Origin of the sequence: Bradyrhizobium sp. 191 (assembly GCF_023100985.1) — a bacterium.
Classification (GTDB): Bacteria; Pseudomonadota; Alphaproteobacteria; order Rhizobiales; family Xanthobacteraceae; genus Bradyrhizobium; species Bradyrhizobium diversitatis.
In genome coordinates this window covers 5,894,036-5,914,864 of the sequence record NZ_CP064692.1, presented here as the reverse complement: position 1 = coordinate 5,914,864, position 20,829 = coordinate 5,894,036, and the positions used below count along the sequence as shown (strand labels likewise).

At 60.4% G+C, this 20,829-nt stretch carries 17 protein-coding genes and 3 pseudogenes; 11 read left to right on the top strand and 9 right to left on the bottom strand.

The window, feature by feature from the left end; translation table 11 throughout:
* Positions 1–14: 14 nt before the first annotated feature.
* Positions 15–455, bottom strand: coding sequence for a hypothetical protein (locus IVB23_RS27615; RefSeq protein ID WP_247800706.1), 441 nt, complete (start codon positions 453–455; stop codon positions 15–17).
* 79 nt (positions 456–534) lie between these two features.
* On the opposite strand from IVB23_RS27615, the gene IVB23_RS27610 reads away from it, so the two are divergent.
* Positions 535–861 (top strand): hypothetical protein, encoded by a 327-nt coding sequence (locus tag IVB23_RS27610; protein ID WP_247800705.1) that lies wholly within the window; start codon positions 535–537, stop codon positions 859–861.
* Between the two features lie 111 nt (positions 862–972).
* Positions 973–1,671, top strand: a complete 699-nt coding sequence (locus IVB23_RS27605) for a hypothetical protein (RefSeq protein WP_247800704.1) — start codon at positions 973–975, stop codon at positions 1,669–1,671.
* Positions 1,672–1,752: 81 nt separating this feature from the next.
* On the opposite strand, the pseudogene IVB23_RS27600 reads toward IVB23_RS27605, so the two are convergent.
* The 3 genes and pseudogenes from IVB23_RS27600 to IVB23_RS27590 form a co-directional block, all read right to left on the bottom strand.
* Positions 1,753–1,869: pseudogene (locus IVB23_RS27600) on the bottom strand (SOS response-associated peptidase); the annotation flags it as partial.
* Positions 1,870–1,897: 28 nt separating this feature from the next.
* A protein-coding gene (locus IVB23_RS27595) for an IS3 family transposase (protein ID WP_247800703.1) occupies positions 1,898–3,051 on the bottom strand; the annotation gives its coding sequence in 2 pieces (ribosomal slippage) (positions 1,898–2,802 and positions 2,802–3,051; 1,155 coding nt in all).
* A gap of 51 nt (positions 3,052–3,102) precedes the next feature.
* Positions 3,103–3,288: pseudogene (locus IVB23_RS27590) on the bottom strand (SOS response-associated peptidase family protein); the annotation flags it as partial.
* Between the two features lie 517 nt (positions 3,289–3,805).
* On the opposite strand from IVB23_RS27590, the gene IVB23_RS27585 reads away from it, so the two are divergent.
* On the top strand, positions 3,806–4,183 hold the full coding sequence (locus IVB23_RS27585) for a hypothetical protein (RefSeq protein ID WP_247800702.1): 378 nt from the start codon (positions 3,806–3,808) through the stop codon (positions 4,181–4,183).
* Positions 4,184–4,776: 593 nt separating this feature from the next.
* Here IVB23_RS27585 and folD read toward each other — a convergent pair.
* From folD to IVB23_RS27570, 3 genes are read right to left on the bottom strand one after another with little or no spacing between them, the layout of a single operon-like run.
* Complete coding sequence (folD, locus tag IVB23_RS27580; RefSeq protein ID WP_247800701.1) at positions 4,777–5,667, bottom strand: bifunctional methylenetetrahydrofolate dehydrogenase/methenyltetrahydrofolate cyclohydrolase FolD; 891 nt, start codon at positions 5,665–5,667, stop codon at positions 4,777–4,779.
* A gap of 25 nt (positions 5,668–5,692) precedes the next feature.
* Complete coding sequence (gene purU, locus IVB23_RS27575; protein ID WP_247800700.1) at positions 5,693–6,625, bottom strand: formyltetrahydrofolate deformylase; 933 nt, start codon at positions 6,623–6,625, stop codon at positions 5,693–5,695.
* Between the two features lie 12 nt (positions 6,626–6,637).
* The gene (locus IVB23_RS27570) at positions 6,638–9,124 is read right to left on the bottom strand and encodes an FAD-dependent oxidoreductase (RefSeq protein WP_247800699.1); all 2,487 of its coding nucleotides are present in this window, start codon (positions 9,122–9,124) and stop codon (positions 6,638–6,640) included.
* 253 nt (positions 9,125–9,377) lie between these two features.
* On the opposite strand from IVB23_RS27570, the gene IVB23_RS27565 reads away from it, so the two are divergent.
* From IVB23_RS27565 to IVB23_RS27530, 8 genes and pseudogenes are all read left to right on the top strand, one after another.
* Positions 9,378–9,998, top strand: coding sequence for an XRE family transcriptional regulator (locus tag IVB23_RS27565; protein ID WP_247800698.1), 621 nt, complete (start codon positions 9,378–9,380; stop codon positions 9,996–9,998).
* Positions 9,999–10,778: 780 nt separating this feature from the next.
* Positions 10,779–11,804, top strand: a complete 1,026-nt coding sequence (locus tag IVB23_RS27560; protein ID WP_247800697.1) for a CobW family GTP-binding protein — start codon at positions 10,779–10,781, stop codon at positions 11,802–11,804.
* 28 nt (positions 11,805–11,832) lie between these two features.
* Positions 11,833–13,488 carry an amidohydrolase gene (locus tag IVB23_RS27555; protein WP_247800696.1) on the top strand — a complete coding sequence of 552 codons (1,656 nt, stop codon included), beginning with the start codon at positions 11,833–11,835 and terminating at the stop codon, positions 13,486–13,488.
* A gap of 1,079 nt (positions 13,489–14,567) precedes the next feature.
* Complete coding sequence (locus IVB23_RS27550; RefSeq protein WP_247800695.1) at positions 14,568–15,044, top strand: GAF domain-containing protein; 477 nt, start codon at positions 14,568–14,570, stop codon at positions 15,042–15,044.
* Positions 15,041–16,033 (top strand): annotated as a pseudogene (locus IVB23_RS27545) (bile acid:sodium symporter family protein). Before IVB23_RS27550 ends, IVB23_RS27545 begins: the two are co-directional and overlap by 4 nt.
* Positions 16,030–16,701, top strand: a complete 672-nt coding sequence (locus tag IVB23_RS27540) for a gamma-glutamyltransferase (protein ID WP_247800694.1) — start codon at positions 16,030–16,032, stop codon at positions 16,699–16,701. Before IVB23_RS27545 ends, IVB23_RS27540 begins: the two are co-directional and overlap by 4 nt.
* Positions 16,611–16,880 (top strand): gamma-glutamyltransferase, encoded by a 270-nt coding sequence (locus IVB23_RS27535; RefSeq protein WP_247800693.1) that lies wholly within the window; start codon positions 16,611–16,613, stop codon positions 16,878–16,880. The genes IVB23_RS27540 and IVB23_RS27535 overlap by 91 nt, the downstream gene beginning before the upstream one ends.
* Positions 16,881–16,898: 18 nt before the next feature.
* On the top strand, positions 16,899–17,774 hold the full coding sequence (locus IVB23_RS27530; RefSeq protein ID WP_247800692.1) for a gamma-glutamyltransferase: 876 nt from the start codon (positions 16,899–16,901) through the stop codon (positions 17,772–17,774).
* 419 nt (positions 17,775–18,193) lie between these two features.
* On the opposite strand, the gene pimD is transcribed toward IVB23_RS27530, so the two are convergent.
* Together pimD and pimC are read right to left on the bottom strand one after the other, a co-directional pair.
* On the bottom strand, positions 18,194–19,336 hold the full coding sequence (pimD, locus tag IVB23_RS27525) for a pimeloyl-CoA dehydrogenase small subunit (protein WP_247800691.1): 1,143 nt from the start codon (positions 19,334–19,336) through the stop codon (positions 18,194–18,196).
* A 190-nt stretch (positions 19,337–19,526) separates the two neighbouring features.
* Positions 19,527–20,717, bottom strand: a complete 1,191-nt coding sequence (gene pimC, locus IVB23_RS27520; RefSeq protein ID WP_247800690.1) for a pimeloyl-CoA dehydrogenase large subunit — start codon at positions 20,715–20,717, stop codon at positions 19,527–19,529.
* Positions 20,718–20,829 lie beyond the last annotated feature (112 nt).

The window sequence follows — 20,829 nt, the reverse complement described above, 5'->3', positions numbered from 1 at the left end:
CTGACCGCGAAGCGCTAATTGCACGACAAGGTTCGCCAATATTGACGTTCGACAACCGCTGGCGATTTGATAGCCCTGGCCCAATTGAAGGCGATGTTGAGGCGGGATTCCTCGATCTCATCAATCGCATCAGCGGCCAGGGTCAGCGCAAAGCGATCCTCGAGCATTTCAAAGCGCGGTTTGCTGCCGCTGCGAACGTCCAATACTATCCCAGCTTCAACGAGCGCTTCGCCGTTGAGGACCTTACTACGGCGATGGGCAAAGCGGCAACGAACGCACCACTGTTCATCGAAGCCTTCTTGTGGCTCTTGGAGACGATCTCCACGGCGTTCCGCGGCGCCGATATCCACGATGGCAGCATCCAGGGACGGTACTTCAACAAGATCATTGGTGAACTGCGGCAACGCGGGCGCGGGCATCAGGATCAAATCCTTCAATGGATGATGATCCTGCACGGCTACCTTCCACAACACTCTCACCGACGACGAGCAGAAAGATCCAAAGTTCCGCTATCGCGTCGCGTTCGTTCCAAAGGTGAGCGGGAAAGCAACGAAATCAGACCTGGCAGTCGAATTTATCAAGCCCGGATCGCCTGAAGCAGAGGCGGTCGAACGCGTTCTTCTCAAGGAAGTCGAGCGTCCGAAATACTTGCCCAGCCACATAGCCGAAAAAGCGAAGGCGGCTGGATTTCCGACCTTCAATATGCACGACCACACGAAGCTCTCGGAGCAGCTAGACGCAAGAAATCCGGCGAAGGGATACGGAGTCAGCGTTGCAAAGGCTTGGTACTGGTACGAGAACTGGCTCGAAAAGGTGCTTGAAAAGCTAAACGAAGGCTGGGTGCGCCAGCCAAAGGTCTAGCATGTAGATAAGCTCATCGATGAAGGCGGAACGCGCTCCGCCCCTGGTTATTGTGGACAATACGAGCGGCCCAGATGGGCTTCGATCGTGCAGAGCTAAAAGGATAGCGACGTGGAAGAACCAGAAGAGACGCAGGAATACGTCGTGTTCCCCGAGGAGGCTATCAAATATCTACCCGAAGAATGGCAGCAACACCTCTATGCGCTCAAAGAAGAGGGACAAGGCGTTCTGGAGGCAGCAGATGACAATCTAAGGATCTTAAATCGCATCGTCCATGCGTTCCCGACTATGGCCAGCCTTCGCTACATCCAGCATCGGCTTGCCTCCACCAGGTTCGAAGCGACGATGGAGTGGGCGCTTGAGAACGACATGCTGACCCTGGCGTTCGTAACGACATATGCTCGTCTCATCGACGGTGGCATCGGCAGCGGCGTTTCGCGCAGCGCGCTACCCGTCGAGCTTCGCCCCGTGCATGACAGGATCATTGAACTTCGCAATAAACGCTATGCTCACAACGTCGGCCACGACTCAATAACCGGAAATCTAGAGATCGGTTTCGAAGGTGGGAAGTTCGACATCAGCGTCAATTTCAACATGGGCTTCCATGTAGGGGGCGCCCTCGAATGGGAGCCTCTCGTTGTATTTCTTGACGGCCTAATGTTCCGTCGGCTTCACGTGCAACTTGAGAAGTTGAAGGAGAAAACGGGGCGCGAATGGACGTTCCCTAGTGGTCCACCTCCCAAATGGGTCTCGTCTGGCTCAGATAGTTCTACTCTTGGCGAAGATGGCGGCGTTGAACCCGCTCTTTAAGGCCACCGGTCTATCGCGACGCCCTCGCCGACTGCTAGTCTTTCTCAGTGCTGGTCCGGCGGCCCCAGCCCTAGCACCCGCTCAGCCAACCTGTTCAACGAGCAATGAGCCGGCCGGCAGCGGCCGGATGAGCGACTGCGCCGGCACGGAGGGATCAAGCCAATCGGCCCAGGCGCCACGTTCAAGGATGACAATCTGAGCTGCTGCCGGTTTGATGGACACCGGGTTAAGCTAATCCTACCTTGCGCTCGAACTCAACCGGGCTGAGATAGCCGATGGTCGAGTGCCTGCGGGTGGTGTTGTAGAATCTTTCGATGTAGTCGAACACATCGGCTCGTGCCTCGTCTCTGGTCCTGTAGGTTTTGCTTTCCGTACGCTCGGTCTTGAGCGAGGAGAAGAAGCTTTCCATCGCCGCGTTGTCCCAGACGTTGCCGGATCGGCTCATGCTGCAAACGATGCCGTGGTCGGCCATCAGGCGCTGGAACTGCTCGCTTGTGTACTGGCTGCCCTGGTCGGAGTGATGCAACAGCGCATCCGGCTTGCCGCGTCGCCAGACGGCCATCAACAATGCGTCCGTCACGAGCTGTGCGGTCATGGCGGCACTCATCGACCAGCCCACCACCCGGCGCGAGAACAGGTCGATCACCGCCGCCACATAGAGCCAGCCTTCGGCCGTCCAGAGATAGGTGAAGTCGGCGATCCATTTCTGGTTCGGACGCTCGGCGGCGAACTGCCGGTCAAGGAGGTTCGCCGGTACGGTCTCAAGCTGTCGATCGCCGCTGTCCTTCGGCAAGCGTCGACGTCGCGGCCGCGCCCGCAAGCCTTGCAGCCGCATCAGCCGCTCAATCCGGTGCAGGCCACAATCCGCCCCTTCGGCGAGCAGGTCGCGCCACACCCGGCGTGCGCCATAGGTGCGGTCGCTGGCGGCGAAGCTGGCCTTGACCTTGCCGCCGAGCTCCTCGTCGCTGCGGGATCTGGCGCTGGGAGAGCGGTTGAGCCAGGCATGGAAGCCCGACCGCGATACTCCGAGCGCATCGCATAGCCATGCCACCGGCCAGATCGTCCGGTGCTTCGCGATGAAGACGAACTTCATGTCGCTTCCTTCGCGAAGAAGGCTGCGGCCTTTTTTAGGATGTCGCGCTCGGCCTTCAGCTTGGCGACCTCACGGCGCAGCCGCTCGATCTCCTGCTGCTCCGGCTTCATCTGGCCGTGACCGGGAAAGGCCTGCACCGGATCGGAGCCGAACTCTTTCACCCATTTGCGCAGAACGTTCTCATGGACATCCAGGTCGCGCCCGGCCTGCGCCACCGACACCCCACGCTCCCTAACCAGCTTGACCGCCTCGATCTTGAACTCGCGACTGAACTTCCGTCTCTTCATCGCCCACCTCCGGCTTCATGAAACACCTAATCTCGGTGTCCATCAAACCAGCAGCAGCTCAATCTGCCGATCGTGATATGGCGCGATGTCGGGTCCGGGCTCCATAGTCAGCATGGTGAAGGCTTCGCCGACGTCTTTGGTCTCGCGCCAGATGCCCGCGATGCAGAATATCGGTTCGTCCCGCTGGGTGAACAGCCACTTATCCTTCCGCTTCTTTCCCTTCTCGGCGGGATCGGTGCGGCGGCGCTTCTCATCAAGGATGAGGCAATCCTCAATGTGACAAGCGCCCAAGACAACCACGGTCGCATCATTCAATGGGCGGTCGATCTTGGCTTCGAACGGCTTTGCCAAAGCGGCCAATGGCCCTTCGACTTCCGTTGGCGATGGTTCGAGCGACCGACTGGACGTTGTCTGGAAATCCTTCCTTCACATTCAGTTGTGACAATTAGCCAGGTTGCAGACGCTGCCAAGCAGCCGCGCGACGTAGCCTTTCGGGCTAACAAGCGCGTTAACGGTCAGGCTTGGTTGACGGGCCTGCCGAAGCGGTTGCTCCCGGAACAACTGTGACGGACATGACGCGTTCTTACCGCTGAGTCAGAAGTGGCGAATTCGCTTTGTGGGTTGGTTCGGGCATCTAGCGCAAGGCTCCAAATCTGGGCGGCATCATCGTTCGCGCGATCGAATATCCGCGCCAGCGAGCGATAGATCCTGCGACAAAGGCGACCTCGAGCAGGCCTTCGTTGCGGCGCTCAAGATGAGCGATATCGACGTCGCAGTCGCTGAGCCCTATTTTCAGGACGCCATTGCGGCTTGGCCCGATGCCCTTCGGGCGAAGATCGTGCAGGTGCTCTGGAACAAGTACTCCAAGCTGCTCGACATTCGCATCAAGCACGAACGGGACGATTTTCTGCTGGGGGACGCGGTCGACATCCGCGACGCGTTTAAGCACCCCGCAGCGAACAAGAAAAACCCTGAGATCCTTTCGGAGGCCGGGTTTTGGGTGCCTTGCTTTCGCAAGAATCGTTGGTTGCGGGGAGGCGCAACACCCGATCCCTGCGGAATGGGGCCGCCAACCCGGAATCGCCGGGTTTGGTGGTTGCGGGGGCTCGCAAGCACCGATTCTTGCAATTGATTGAGTGCCAGGTTCCTAGGTTAGCGGCCTGACACCAAGCTTCCTGGGACCGGCCTCCAGAACGGAATATCTTCTAACTTGTTGATTTTCTTTGCTGTCACGCGCATTTCTGCTCAGAGGCGGGCGCACGTCCATAGCCAGCGACACAATTGATGAGATCACCTGTTCGACAATTCACGGCTTCTGCCAGCGCCTGATCGAGCCTTATCCGGTGGAAAGCGGATACGGGCGCGATCGGACCTCGACTGATGGTCCTTCTCGGGCACGATGATCGGCCGCCGATGACTTTCATCGTGTTGTTTCTTTACGTACTCGAAGCCAAGCTGACGTCTGGCTTGGGATGCGTCGAAGCCGTGGCGCCGCGCCAACCGTAGACGCACGCGAACGCGGCCATGCCGATCAAAGGCAACCGCGTCGTCCTCCTAAAACGTCAAATGAAAATCGGATGCGAGCCAAAAATCCTCCGCTGCCACATAGATGATCTTTACAGAACTCGCCGTCGGCCATTGCCGTAGGTCCAGCGATCCCGGTCTCGCGCGCGTCCCGCGCGCAATTAAACCAAAGTCGGCGCCCGGCGAAGGGCGCTGCGGCGGTTAGTCCGCGCCGTTGGCAAGCGGCGAAGAAACACCCCGGCGACGGCAGGCGGCCTCGATCGTATTTCTGAGCAGGCACGCGATGGTCATCGGACCCACTCCGCCCGGGACTGGTGTCAGTGCGCCGGCGACGGTGTGCGCGCCCTCGAAATCCACATCCCCAACCAATTGCTGATTGCCGTCGCGTTCGATGCGATTGATGCCGACGTCGATGACGATTGCACCAGGCTTGATCCAATCACCACGAACAAACCTTGCCCGTCCGACCGCGGCAACCAGGATGTCCGCACGACGACAGACCGAAGGCAGATCCTCGGTCTTGGAGTGCGCTATAGTAACCGTACAGTTTTCCCGTAACAGGAGTTGTGCCAGCGGCTTCCCGACTATGTTTGAACGGCCGACGATGACTGCAGAAAGCCCGGTAAGATCCGTACGGACGCTCTTGATCAAAAGCATACAGCCGAGTGGCGTGCAGGCGACCAAAGCGGACGCGCCGAGCGACAGGTTGCCCACATTAATGGGATGGAAACCGTCAACGTCCTTTGCCGGATCAATGGCGGCAGTCACTTTCTGGGCATCAATGTGAGAGGGTAGCGGTAGTTGAACGAGAATGCCGTCAACGTCTTCGGCGGCGTTCAGGCGCAGGATCAGCGCCAGAATATCACTTTCGCTGGTTGAGGCGGGTAACCTGTGATGGAACGAGCGCAATCCCGCTTCGACCGACCTGCGCACCTTGTTGCGAACGTAAACCGAGCTCGCAGGATCGTCGCCAACAAGCACAACCGCAAGGCCAGGCGTCGCCCCCCGCTCCACGAGATCTAGAACGGCACCGCGCAACACGGCGTGAAGCTGCCTGGCCGCGGCGACACCGTCGATCACCACTGCGCTCATTTCGTGTTTGACCGCATCAAAATGTTCATCGAAATACCACCGTGCGATCGCCGTTCAACAGGACCCGATTCTCCGCGTGGAACTTGACGGCTCGCGTCAATACCGCCGCCTCGACATCCCGTCCGACCGCCGAGAGTTGCTCGGGCGTGAGGGAGTGATCAACGCGTAAGACGTCTTGCTCGATGATCGGCCCCTCATCCAGGTCCGCCGTGACATAGTGGGCCGTCGCGCCGATCAGCTTGACGCCCCTTGCCTGGGCTTGATGATACGGCCGCGCTCCCTTGAAGCTTGGCAAGAACGAGTGATGGATATTGATGACCCGGCCGGACATCTTCTGGCAGAGCCCATCCGACAAGACCTGCATGTATCGGGCCAAGACAATCAAATCGATGCGTTCCTGCTCGACCAGCTCCATCAGTTTTGCCTCTTGCGCCAGCTTTGTCTCGGCGGTGATCGGCAGATGATGGAAAGGAATGTCGTAGGACGCAGCGAGACGGCAAAAATCCTTATGATTCGAAACGATCAAGGGAATCTCGACATAGAGCATTCCGGTAGAATATTTAAACAGAAGATCGTTTAGGCAGTGCCCCGCCCGCGAGACCATAATCATGAGCCGTGGCTTCGACCCGAAATCATGCAGTTGCCACGTCATGTCAAACAACTTTCCGACATCGGCAAACTCCGACTGTAAGCGTGAGGTTGCGATGTTATCAAGCGCGTCGAACGAGATGCGCATGAAAAGTTTGCCGACGCTGCGATCCGAAAATTGGGCGCTGTCTCGGATGTTGCATCCATGGGTGGCGAGGAAGCCGGAGACGGCGTGAACAATGCCGGTCCGGTCCGGACAGGAAAATGTCAGGACGAAGTCGGGACGATCGACTCTTTCCTTCGACGAGCCAAAGACAGACGAACTCCGTGCATCGGGGCTTTTGGCGGATGCGGTGTTGATTTCAGACATGACACTTACCGATCAGGAAGCCGCCGCAGACACGGTGACAGCACCTTCGACGTCCTTCACCCGATTGTTCGCCGGATCATAGAACGCGCGCAGCGAAGCACGTGCGGGCACACGCACGCCCGCGACCTCGATCTCCAATTTGCCGCTCTGCAAATAGGCCGCATCCACTCCTCCGCCGTCGGGGTTCTCGACATAGCCCAGACCAAGAGAGGCTCCGATGCTGTGACCGTACATGCCGGATGTGACGCGCCCTACGAGCCGACCGTCGTGCCAAATCGGTTCATTGTGGTAGAGCAGTTGCGCGGGATCCTCGAGCGCTATGTGAACCATCTTGCGTTTGGGTCCCACCTCCTTTTGACGCAGCAAGGCATCGCGCCCGATGAATCCGTGCGGCTTCGACCAAGCGACCGCGAAGCCGAGCCCGGCCTCCAGCGGGGTATCTTCGTCGGTGATGTCGTGGCCCCAGTGCCGGTAACCCTTCTCCATTCGCAATGAATTCATCGCATGGTAGCCGGCTAGGCGCATGTCGAATGAAGCACCCTCTTCGACGAGAACGTCGAATACGCCCTGGACGAACTCGGTCGGAACGTACAATTCCCATCCCAGTTCGCCGACATAGGTAATGCGGCTTGCCCGCACCTTGGCATAACCAAGGTCGATGACCTTCGAGGCCGCAAATGGAAACGCACCGTTCGACAGATCGGCATTCGTCAGCTTGCTCAACAAACTCCTGGACTTCGGACCCATCACGCCGAGGACGGAGTAGGCCGAACTGACGTCGACGGCCACCGCCCGGACACCTTCCGGAATGTTGCGCTTCAACCAGGCGAAGTCCCTGACCTGGGTGGCGACCGCGGTTACGATGAGAAAGCGCTTTTCGCCTTCGCGGGTGATCGTCAGATCCGCCTCAATGCCACCACGCTTGTTGAGCCACTGAGTATACACGATGCGCCCGACCGGAACCGAGACGTTGTTCGCACAAATTTGATTGAGAACGTGCTCAGCGTCCTCGCCCTCGAACACGAATTTGGCGAAGGACGATTGGTCGAACAGCCCGACGCTCTCGCGCACCGCGCGATGCTCCGCCGCGGAATAGTCGAACCAGTTTTGCCGCCCGAAACTGTATTCATACTTGGCCTCGTGCCCCTTTGGCGCATACCAATTGGGTCGTTCGAAGCCCGCGACCTCGCCGAAGCAGGCCCCCCGCGAGAGCAAGCGATCGTGTAGTGCCGAACGTCGGACGCCTCTCGCCGTCTCCGCCTGCCGGAACGGCCAGTGCATCGCGTACAGCAAGCCAAGCGACTCGACCGTTCGATCCCGTAGATAGCGACGATTGGATTGGAAAGGCATGATGCGCCGTATATCGACGTCCCACAGGTCCATCGGCGGATGACCATCGACAATCCAATCGGCAAGCACCTTGCCTGCTCCACCAGCAGAACGAATACCAATGGAATTGAAGCCTGCCGCCACGAACAGATTTCGCACCTCCGGCGTCTCGCCCAGCATATAACGATCATCCGGGGTGAAACTCTCCGGTCCATTGAAGAACAACTGGATTCCCGTCTTCGCCAGCAACGGAACGCGACGGATCGCGCCCTCAAGCAGCGGCTCGATGTGCTCGAAATCATCCGGCAACGTATCGAACTCAAAACTCTCGGGAATCCCCTCCATACCCCAGGGCTTTGCAACCGGTTCGAACCAGCCGACCAGCAACTTGCCGGCATCTTCCTTGAAATACGTGCAGGCATCCGGGTCCCGCAGCACGGGAAGATGCTTTTTTATATCGGGCAGCGGCTCGGTGACGACATAGAAGTGTTCGGCTGCGTGAAGCGGCACGGTCGTTCCCACGCTTGCAGCGAGGTCCCGCGCCCACATGCCCGCGCAATTGACCACAAATTCGGCAGCGATTTCGCTGTCCTTGGTGCGAACACCGAGCGCATGGCCGTTTTCGATCATGATCTCGGTTACAGCAGTGCCCTCAAATATCTTCGCCCCGCGAATCTTGGCACCCCTCGCCAGCGCATGCGTCGTGTCCACTGGATTAGTCTGGCCATCTTTGGGAAGATGGACCGCACCCACAAGATCCTCGGTCGTCATCAACGGCCAAAGATCGCCCGCCTCCTTCGCAGTCAGGACGTTTACTTCCAGCCCGAAACAACGAGCCATTGAGGCTCCGCGCTTCAACTCTTCGAAGCGCTCCTGATGACCGGCAATCGCCAACGATCCGATCTGACGGTAGCCAGTGTTTTGACCAGTCTCTCTTTCGAGTTGGTCATACAGTTCGGTCGTGTATTGGGCCAACCGCGTCAGGTTGTGGGTTGCTCCGAGTTGACCAACTAGGCCGGCGGCGTGCCATGTCGTTCCGGAGGTAAGCTGCTTGCGTTCAAGCAAAACGACATCCGTCCAACCACGAAGAGTGAGATGGTAGGCGAGGCTGCAACCCATGATACCGCCACCGACAATGACGACTTGAGCCGACTTTGGAAGATCCGTCACACCTAAAGCTCCAAACGACCGATTGTGAAAATATCTCACATTTTTTCACGGATGTGAATGGTGTTTTTCACGCTTAAAGGTATTTTTTTCCGAAGTTGTGGCTCCTATAAAGAATCGGGCAGTTGGGACGCTCATGTTGCAGGCCCTACAATGATTAAGCCATTCGGCGGTTTGACTGGTGGAAGTGGCTTGCTGGGTTGCAGACGGCTGGTCGTGACAGCAAAGCCGCCCGCGTTGAAGGACGAGAGAGTCGATGGCGATTAGACCGATACGCGCAGCTGATGAATGGGCGGCCTCTGAAGCGAAAGGCGGCATGGATCTGGAGGCTGCCGTCGGCGGGCAGATCCGCGAGCTGCGCAAGATCAAGAAGCTGACGCTGACCCAGCTAGCTCAAGCCGCCGACATTTCGGTCGGCTATTTGAGCCAGGTCGAACGAAACCAATCGAAGCTGCCGATCGGGGTACTAAAAAAGCTGAGCGACGTTCTCGGCGTGCATATGAATTGGTTTTTCAACGGGAACATGCAGGCCACGCCCGGCGAACGGGACATCGTCGTTCGCAAGGCGCACCGCCGCCGATTGACCTTCACCGGCATCGGGATCGCCGAGGAGCTTCTCTCTCCCAACCTCGCGGGGCCGCTAGAACTGCTTTTGAGTACGATTGAACCGGGGGCCGATAGCGGGGAATACAGCCATGACGGCAACGAGGCGGGGATTCTGATCGCGGGGCAACTGGACCTTTGGGTCGACGGGAAACTGTTTCAGCTTGAGGAAGGAGACAGCTTCTCCTTCAGCAGCACTTCGCAACATCGCTGCGCAAATCCTGGAACGGTACCCGCTAAAGTCGTATGGGTGATTACGCCCCCGCACTACTAGATTCACCGTCCACAAGTGAGGACATCCGAGAATCGATCGAGCCGTAATCCGATAAAACCCATACAGACGTGATCTCGAAGGAGCACGGGGACCAATCGTTGCCACCTCCGCCGGCGGCGCGAACAATCGGGCAAGAAAAACGGCGTACCGGCGGCTCGTCACCACTTAATCACGTGGCTTCCTTGGGATTGATGATCGTGCAACCCCCGTGCATTCATTCCCGAGCGACCGGCTCTGGCTACAGCGAGTCGGGCCGGTCCCGTAAGAGAAATGGACACGCTCAAACGGGCTGGCGATCTCACCATGAAGCGGCGCATGTTGGCGAAGCATCGCCCTCACCGGAGCAGCGAGCCTGTCCCCACCGGGCCCGTTTCCGTAATCGCGACGGCGGTCCTCCCCTTGGCAGGATTGATCCCACAAAATGAAGTGGACACTCGGTCGTCTTACAAACGGTCTGTTCCCCCGAAATTGTTTGGGCGCATTCCGCCTGAATGCATGAATGCCCCGGTGATATTTCAACCGGTTGGGCTGGTGATGGCGCTGAACTGCCATTGCTATTCCTGCAAGTGGCGTCGTCCTTTCCGGCCCGAAGCACAGTCACAGACATGAAATTCCTATACAAACATTCACATTGACAGAATTATCACGATAATTTATTCAGATCGTCGTTTCGTCGTTGCGAATTTCAGTGGTGCTCCACCACGCGCACTTCGTTCAGGAACGGTGTGATGGGCGACGGACGAGCGTAACCGTTGCCGCAGGCACCGAGGATATGCCGCGATGCTGCATTTCGCCCGGGAGCAACAATTACCGGTTACGATCGTGTCCGGCTTTCTGGGTGCCGGTAAGACGACTCTTCTGAACAACATCCTGCAGGAGACTCGGCAGAAGCTGGCTGTTCTCGTCAACGATTTTGCCGCGCTCAACATCGATGTGAAGCTCGTTGCATCGCAGAGCGACACCATCATTTCTCTTACAAACGGATGTGTGTGCTGCAGCATCAAAGATGATCTCTTAAGTTCAATTCTGTCTATCGCGTCTTCAGAGCCGAGGTTCGACGGAGTTTTGCTCGAGACGAGTGGCGTATCGAATCCGATGGCTATCGCCGATGCATTTATGCAGCCGGCGGTGTCTCGCCGACTAAAGGTCGATCGTACGATTTGCGTTGTCGATGCCGAGAACTTTCCGGACCTCAACTTCGAAAACACTGAGCTGGCGATCGATCAGGCTGCGGTCGCGGACTATGTGTTACTCAACAAGACCGACCTGGTAACGCCGGCAGTCGCCGACGAAGTCGTCGCGACGCTCCGTGGCGCGTTGCCTATAATAAGAATTATAAGAACGCGCAATGCCGTCCTTCCGGCGTTCATGTTGCTCTCCGATAGCGACGTTGAGGCGCTCCACCGGCCTCGTTCGAGTCGGAAGACAACATTTCGGTGTGACCAGACTGAAAGCCCATGCCGCGATCGATCGTGTGCCGCCTGCAGCGGCACTTACACGACTCGTGATCACTCCGGCACGTTTGAGAGCTGGTCCTGGTCAGGCAATGTCGGCAACCAGGCCAACTTCGCTGCGATCGTAAAGGCTCTTCCTGCGTCAATCCTGCGCGCGAAGGGCATCGTTCGATTTTCGGATTTGACCGATCAGAGCGGCGTTTTTCAGCTGATCGGCAAGCGCTCGACGATCGATCTACGCCTTTCATCCTCGGGCGACCAGAGAAGCGAACTCGTATTCATAGGAATGCGCGGCGAACTGCCAACCGGCAGACTCACGGAAATGTTTGAACGGCAAACCAACGGCGCTTGACGCTCGGAAGCAGGGAGGAGAAGCACAGATGGGTGCAGACACGATTTTTCACGGCGGGCCGATCGTCACGATGGATCGCGACCAGATGCAAGTTGAAGCGGTGGCGATATCCAAGGGGAAAATACTCGCCGTTGGATCTTGGGAAGCCGTAAGTAGCTACCGTGGTTCCGAAACCACCATGGTCGATCTCGACGGGCGCACGATGTTACCTGGTTTCGTCGAAGCACATGGCCATCCTCTGCTTAGCGCTCTGTGTTGGGGCGACCCGGTGGTCGATATTCGATCGGTACACACGCCTACCTACGAGGCGGCTCTCGCCAAGATAAGAAGGAGAGTTAGCAAGGCAAAGGAGGGTGAATTCCTCTGGTTCCTGGGCCTTGACGCCCAGCTCCACGTGGGCGCCAAAGAGCCTAGCAAAGCAGAGCTCGACGAACTCTCACCGACGATTCCGATCGCCGTGCAGGTGTCAAACATGCACGGAATATTTCTCAATACGGCGGCCCTTAAGGCGCTTAAAATCACTCGAGCGACTCCCGTCGTTCCTGGCGGGCATGTTCGTTGCGACGAGAATGGTGAACCATGGAAATTTGAGGAGCGCTCGCGCGATTACATCGTCGAGAGTTTCTATGCGATCTGTGGCGAGCAGCGGGGTATCGACTCGTTACGGGATTGGCTGTGGAAGTTCTCAAAGTCTGGATATACAACCAGCTCGGAAATGGGACTGACGCCAATGACGAGTGTCTTCTACAAGAAGACTCTGGAGCGCGAGCAAATGCCCATTCGGGTCTTTTGCTATCAGAGGGCTGTTCCCGAAGGAATCGAGACGATTCCCTTTGAGGGAGGAAACGATCGGTTTGCGATGGCCGGTATTAAGATGTGGGGTGATGGGTCCGTCCTCATGGGGAACGTGTGGTTGACGAAGCCATACCTCAACAACGAAATCACCCTTACGAGCATGGGTCTTCCGCGCGATAGCGTCGGTCATATGAACTACAAGCCCGAAGAGCTGAAGCGAATAATAAAGGCTTACGCGGCCCGGGGGCATCAAATGTCGGTCCATACGCATGGCGATCGCACGATCGACTCGGTTCTGGATGCGTACGAGGTGGCACTCAATGAGTTTCCCGAAGCAAAGCGTCCATTTCGGCTCGAACATTGCGGAACGTTGCGCGAAGATCAAATTGACCGCTGCAACAAGCTCGGCGTCGTCTGCAGCTTCTTCTTGCCTTACCTGTATTACTGGGGCGAAGCACTCCGCGACGCGCTCCTTGGACCGGAAGCGGCCGCAAAGTTTGTGCCAGCCGGGAGCGCCGTCCGAAAGGGGATGCGGAGTTCGCTCCACTGCGATCCGCCAATGACTTGGCCGCACGCGCTCCTTTGCCTACATCTAGCGACCACTCGTCGAAGCCGCGCCGGAAACGTCATTGGTCGGGATCAGATCATGGACATCGACTCGGCCCTCCGCTCCGTGACAATCGACGCCGCCTTCCACCTCAGAAAGCACAACGAGATCGGGAGCATTGAGGTCGGCAAATATGCAGATTTTGCGCTCCTCGATAGGAACCCACGCACCGTCGATCCCGAGCACGTGCTCGATCTCAAGGTCCTCGGCACGTATGTCGAGGGAGAACGAATTTGGGAGTGCTCGGCCGATGAAGCGGCGACCGGGCGCGAGGCGGCATAGCGCGGGCGACCAAATCCTCAAGAATGCGCATCCGCTCCTCGGGACTCTGTGGGCGCCATTGGTCGGTCATCTCGTCGGTAACTTCGAGTCCTGAACCGGCGCCATCTAAGTGCCTCGTGTCATGGAGCTGAGCTTGCACGCCAACGCCGCGACGACGCCGAAGACGCGAGCCTACATCCAGCGCAGTAAGAGGTCGGTCGCTAAACTGGCGGCCGAGCTCGGCGTCAGCGAGACCACGATCCGGCGTTGGCGGGGCCGCAGCACCGTGGCCGACCGGCCGCATACGCCAAAGACCCTGCGGACCAGCCTGACGGCGATCGAAGAGCGGCTGGTTTGTGAACTGCAGCTATTCTGCGGCGATAGGTTGATCTGCACCGATCTTCGTTGTGGTTCAGCCCCAACGCGCAAGAGCTCCGTCGGTGTTTCCAATATTTTCTACCGGATGAGGCTGCCCATCAGGCGGCAATCGCGTCCGTGCTCCGCCGAATCTGAAGATTTCCACTGCAGAGTTCGCCGCGACGGCATCGTCAGATCGGCTCTTCCGCCGATTTCTATCTCCAGCATTCGCGCACGCGCCGCCCTGCGCCCATCAAGGCTACGGTCCAACGCAATCGGTCGCGTCAAGGCACCTTCGCGGTCGAGATCGCACCCCGCCGATCGTCGATCAGCGCCCCAGCTCGTTCCCTGCCCAGGTGTGGCAACCCCCGCTGTCGATCAATTCCAGCGCCAGGCGTGGCGGCCCGGCTGCAATCAAGCGCTGATGGATGAACTTCGCCCAAAAGCCCTGCGCCCCGAATGTATTTTTGCCTTGCCCGCGGAGGGCTTGCTGGGCGCGGCGCGGCCGAGCGGAGGTCGGCCCCTTGTGGCGTCCGGGCTGCTATGCCCGAGCGAGGTGTGGAGAGCGGGCCAACGAGGGATTTCCGGCAGGGCTGGACGTCGTGGAGCGGGATCGTCAGGAATTCGGGAATGGGAAATTGAGGCATGGCGCAGAAGTTCGTGATCGCGATGATGATGCACGAGACGAACATGGTCTCGCCGCTGCCCACGCCAATGGAGGCCCTTTTGCGCGTGGTGCTCCTGTGATCGGCGGCGACGACCTGGCGCGGGTCACCGAGGCGGCGAGGACTGGCCCGAAAGCGGCGATTCTGCCGGTCATCGACGAGATCGCCCAACGCCTACTGGGCCATCGGCTGCTGACCGTGATGCGTCTGCACGCCGCGACCGTGGAGCTCGAGCGCCTCTACAGCAGCCACGCCGAGGCCTATCCCGCCGGAGGCAGGAAGTCGAAGCGCGGCCTGCCCTGGACCGAGCATGTGCTGGTGCGGGGCGTGGTGTTCATCGGAAGCCACCCGCACGACCTTGAATGGGCTTTCGATGACCATGCGAAACTGGCGGGTCTCGGGCTGGGCTCGGTGATCAATACGCCGATCCTGTTCGACGGACGCTGCCTGGGCGCCCTGAACCTTCTGCACGAGCCCGGCCGCTATCATCCCGGCGACGAGGCGGTCACCAAGCCGCTGGCCTATCTCCTGACCCCACTGCTGCTCGCCGCATGACCACGCTCGTCACCACCCTCCGCCGTCTGCGGCGCGACTCGTTCACCACCGGCATTCTGGCGGCTCCCCTGTTGGGGCTCCCGGTCCCCGGTCGCGGCGAGACCGCACACATGCTCGGCAAGGCCTCGAAAATCGGCATCGGGCTGCTGTTCTTCCTGCACGGGGCGAAGCTGTCCCGTGTCGCGGTACTGGCGGGCGCGTCCCATTGGCGGCTGCACCTGGCGGTGCTGGCCTCGACCTTCGTACTCTTCCCCCTGCTGGGATTGGCCATCGGGAGCCTGCCCGCACCCGTTCTCAGCCCCAGCCTGGCGGCCGGTTTTCTGTTCCTGACCCTGCTCCCGTCGACTCTGCAGTGGTCGATCGCCTTCACCGCCATCGGCAGCGGCAATGTGTCGGCGGCAGTTTGCAGCGCCTCGCTTTCCAACGTCTTCGGCCTGTTCATGACGCCGCTCCTAGTCGGTCTGTACATGAGCCCCCACGGCGCCGGTCTCTCCTGGAGTTCGGTGCGGATCATCCAGTTCGAACTGCTGGCTCCGTTCATCGCCGGGCACGCCCTGCAGCCGCTCATCGGCGGCTGGGTTGGCTGCCGTCGTCAACTGCTCAGCCTTGTTGATCGCGGATCGATCCTGCTGGTGGTCTACGGCGCGTTCGGCGGCGGTCGACGGCCTTTGGGCGCGGGTTTCCATGGGCGACCTGATGGTGGTCGGGATCCTCAGTGGCATGCTGCTCGCCGTTATGCTGGTCGCCACGATCTGGGGCGCGCGCCGCCTCGGCTTTTCTCGGGAGGACGAGATCGCCATCGCCTTCTGCGGTTCCAAGAGAGCCTGGCGCCCGGCGTGCCGATCGCAGGCGCGCTCTTTCCAGCGGCGGTCGGCGGGGTAATCCTGCCGTTCGTGGTCTTCCACCAGATCCAGCTCGCCGTCTGCGCCGTGCTGGCTCAGCGCTACGCGGCTCGCGCGGCGACAATCCCAGGCGAGGTCGCGCCATGAGTATCGATTCCCTGTCGGGGCTGGGCACGGCCCACGGCCTGGCCTCGTTGCGTCCGACCATCGCCGGGACGAACCATGTCGTCTCCGCGGGCCACTATCTCGCGGCGCAGTCCGCGCTGCAGATCCTCGAAAGCGGTGGCAACGCGATCGACGCTGGCGTGGCCGCAGGCCTGGTGTTGGGCGTCGTGCAGAGCGAACTCGTTAACGTCGCCGGCGTCGCGCCGATCATTCTCTACCTGGCCGAACGCGACGAGGTAATCACCATCAGCGGCCTGGGCTGCTGGCCTCGCGCCCTCGATCCGGATATTTTCATGCGCGAGCACGGCGGCGCGATCCCGGAGGGCGTCCTGCGGACTGTCGTTCCAGCCGCGCCGGACGCCTGGATCACGGCCCTGGCTCGCTACGGCACCATGAGCTTCTCGGAGGTGGCGCAAAGCGCCATCGGTTTCGCACGTGATGGCTTCGTCATGTATCCGCTGATGGCGGACCTGCTGCACACCTACGCCGAGGGCTATGCGAGATGGCCCAGCTCCGCGGCGATCTATCTGCCGGGGGACGTCCGCCCGAGGTCGGTGATGTGTTCGTCCAGTCCGATCTTGGCCGCACTCTGCAATACATGGCCGATTGCGAGGCGGCGGCGCGGGGCCGGAGCCGTGTCGAGGGCCTGAAGGCCGCTCGGGACGCCTTCTATCGCGGCGACATCGCGCGAACGATCGTGGCTTTCCACGAGCAGAATGGCGGCTTGCTGTCGATGGAGGACCTGGCGAACTTCCAGGTCGGCATAGAGCCGCCGGTCAGTGCCAGCTTCCGCGGATCGACGATGTACGCCTGCGGCCCCTGGTGCTAGGGCCCGGCGCTGCTGCAGATGCTGACGATGCTGGCGGGCGTCGACCTGGCTGGCCTAGGCCACAACAGCAGCGCCTACGTTCACACCCTGGTCGAGACCATTAAGCTCGCCTTCGCCGACCGGCATCGCTACTTCGGCGACCCGCGCTTCACCGATGTTCCTTTGGGCTCGCTGCTCGACCCGGCGTATGCCGCCGCCCGGCGGGAGCTAATCGACCCGCGCCGGGCCTGGCCCGACATGCCACCGGCTGGCGACCTGGGCGGCGGTGCGAGGATCGACGGCGCGGTCCTCGCGGCGCCCAAGCTCGCCGCGCTCGACACCTCCTACCTCGCGGTTATCGACCGTCAGGGCAACGTGTTCTCCGCGACCCCCAGCGACGTTTCCTACGACACACCGGTGGTCACCGGAACTGGGCTGTGCCCTTCCTCCAGGGGCAGCCAGTCGTGGGCCGACCCCCAGCATCCTTCAGGCGTCGCGCCCGGCAAGCGGCCGCGCCTGACACCCGCGCCGTTCCTTGCCCGAGCGGCGGATGGCGCCTTTACCGCTATGGGGACCCCGGGCGGCGATGTGCAACTCCAGGCCCTGCTCCAGGTCTGGCTGAACCTGGAAGTCTTCGGAATGCCGCCGCAAGCCGCGGTCGAGGCGGCTCGGTTCGCGAGCTACAGCTTCCCAGACTCGTTCGAACCGCACGCTGCGCATCCGGGCCGCCTCAACATTGAAGAACGCCTTGGCCCGCAACAGATTTCCGATCTCCGGATGTTAGGTCACGACGTTGCGGTCTGGCCGGACTGGGCGTGGCGCGCGGGTGCGGTATGCGTCGCCCGCCAACGGCCTAAGGGAACCCTCGAAGCCGCTGCGGATCCACGTCGCCCGGCCTATGCGCTTGGCCGATAGGAAGGTCACGGATGCATCGCTATTCCCTCGGATCGGTTCTCGCTGAAGCCTTGAATGCGCACTGGGGCTGGTCGCGCCATTGGGGGGCGCGGGAGCCAAAGGTCGCCGACTGTCCGCAGATCTTCGCGGAGGTCAGAAAAGCCGGCGGCGAGCCCATCAATCTCGTGAACCTGAGCTTTGGCGAGCGAACGAAGCTGCCACATGGCAAGGCGGCGCCCCATGCCTTCAAGAACAATGAACCCGCCACGATCGAGGTCCGTGGCACGAAACGCGCCTATGCCGCAGGCATCGCCAGGACACATTCCCCATGTGAGCAATCCAGACTGTCTCCGCGGAAAAGATACTGGATTGCTTCGCTTCGCTCACGATGTACCGCGAGAACCCGGGCTCATCGCTTCGCGATGCCATGAGTACGGTGGCTAAATCAAGCCACCCGCGTCGGCCACGCGGGGCTGGTGATAATCGGAATCGCCAAACGTGTTCTCGATCATGGTCAGGCGCTTGAAGTAGTGGCCGATCTTCGCCTCCATGGTCATGCCGATGCCGCCGTGGAGCTGAATCGCCTGCTGTCCGACGAACTTCAGCGACTTGCCGATCTGCACCTTGGCCGCGGCAACGGCGTTGCTGCGCTCCTTGGCGTCCTCGAAATCAGCAGCCATGGTCGCGAACATCGACATCGATCGCGCCTGCTCGGTGGCGACGAACATGTCGGAGGCGCGGTGCTGCAGCGACTGGAACGAGCCGATCGCGACACCGAACTGCTTGCGCGTCTTGATGTACTCGACTGTTGTCTTCAGCGACTCGTCCATCAGGCCGACGGCTTCGGCGCAGAGTGCAATGCGGGCCTCATCCACGACGCGCTCGATCAGCGCAAACGAATCGTCGGGATTGCCGAGCACCGCATCCGCGCCGACCTCGACGCCGGTGAAGGTGATGTCGGCGGCGTGCAGGCCGTCCTGGGTCGGGTACGACTTCTTGGCGACGCCCTTGGCGTCGGCCGGCACCAGGAACACACCGATGCCGCTCTTGTCGCGGCGCTCGCCCCTAGTGCGCGCGGTCACGATGAGGGTGTCCGCATTCTCGCCATTGAGCACGACGAACTTCTCGCCGTCGATGACGTAAGCCTCGCCCTTCTTCTTCGCCGTCGTGATGACGTCGAACAGATCGTAGCGCGAGTTCTTCTCGAGCTGGGCGAACGCCAGCGTCTTGCTGCCGTCGATGATGCCGGGCACGTGCGCCGCCTTCTGCGCATCGCTGCCGGCGTGGCGCAGGAAGCCGCCGCCGATCACCACGGTTGCCAGATAGGGCTCCAGCACCAGCGCCTTGCCGAGCGCTTCCATCACGATCATGGTCTCGACACCGCCGCCGCCGAAGCCACCATCGGCCTCCGCGAACGGCAGTCCCAGCAGGCCCTGCTCGGCGAGCTTGCTCCAGACGGCTTTGCTCCAGCCGCCCTTCTCCTTCATGTACTTCTTGCGGCTCTCGAAATCGTAGGAATCGGTCAAAAGGCCGTCGATGCTGTCCTTGAGAAGCCGCTGCTCCTCGTTCAAATCAAAATCCATGTTACTCTCCAAATCGGCGGGAATTGCCCTGCCGTCGCCTCACCCTCAGACGTCAGCCCCGCGAAGGCGGGGATCCAGTAAACGCAGCCGCCTGCCGTGCTCACGACCGCCGCGGCGTGCTGGGTCCCCGCCCCCGCTGCGCAATTGCGTACAAGGGGTTACGACACCGTTTATTACGCTGCTTCGCGGGTCAAAGTCCCAGCACCGCCTTGGCAATGATGTTGCGCTGGATCTCGTCGGAGCCGCCGTAGATCGAGACCTTGCGGTTGTTGAAGTAGCTCGGCGCGATCTGGGCGGTCCACTCCATGGCTTCATTCGAGTCATCATGGCCGTGCACATCGTAGGGCGCGGCGAACGGCCCGATGACCTCCATCAAGAGCTCGGTGGTGGTCTGCTGGATCTGGGAGCCCTTGATCTTCAGCACGGACGACGCCGGGTTGGGCTTGCCCTTGCCGTGCTTGCCTTCGTCGGCGACGACGCGGAGCTGGGTGAGCTCGAGCGCCTTCAGCTCGATTTCGCAGGCCGCCAGCTTCTCGCGGAACGCGGCATCCTGGATGATCGGCTTGCCGCCGGACTCGATCTTTGAGGCTAAGTCGCGGATGCGGCGCAGCCGCTCCTTGGAGAGGCCGACGCGAGCCAAGCCGGTCCGCTCATGGCCGAGCAGGAATTTTGCGTAATCCCAGCCCTTGTTCTCCTCGCCGATCAGGTTTTCGTAAGGAACTTCCACGTCGTCGAAGAACACTTCGTTGACCTCGGTGCCGCCATCAATGGTTTGGATCGGACGTACCGTGACCCCCTTCGACTTCATGCTGCAGACGATGAAGGAGATGCCCATCTGCTTCTTCGCGGCAGGATCGGTGCGGCAGAGGCAGAAGATCATGTCGGCATGCTGAGCGAGCGTGGTCCAGGTCTTCTGGCCGTTGATGATCCACTTGTCGCCCTTGCGCTCGGCCTTAGTCTTGAGCGAGGCGAGATCGGAGCCGGAGCCGGGCTCGGAGAAGCCCTGGCACCACCAGTCATCGACATCGGCGATGCGGGGCAGGTACTTCTTCTTCTGCTCCTCGTTGCCGAAGGTGTAGATGACAGGGCCGACCATGCCGACGCCAAAGGCGAGCGGCGGCTGCGCCGGATAGGACTGCAGCTCCTCGGTGAAGATGTAGTGCTGCACGCTTGTCCAGCCGGTGCCGCCATATTGCTTGGGCCAGTGGCTGACGCCCCAACCTTTCTTGTTGAGGATACGCCACCAATTCACCATCTCGTCCTTGGAGAGGTGGCGGCCCTCGACCAGCTTGCGCCTTGTATCCGGCGGCACGTTGTCGCGGAAGAACGTCCGGACTTCCTCGCGAAACGCCTGCTCTTCCTTCGTGAATGCGAGATCCATCGGATCCTCCTGTGAGATTCCTTGGCGTCCCGAATGCCGGGACCCATAACCGCCGGCCTTCGTTGTTACGAAAGCCACTCCCGTCCTTGCCCCTCACTCCGGCTGCGGAGTC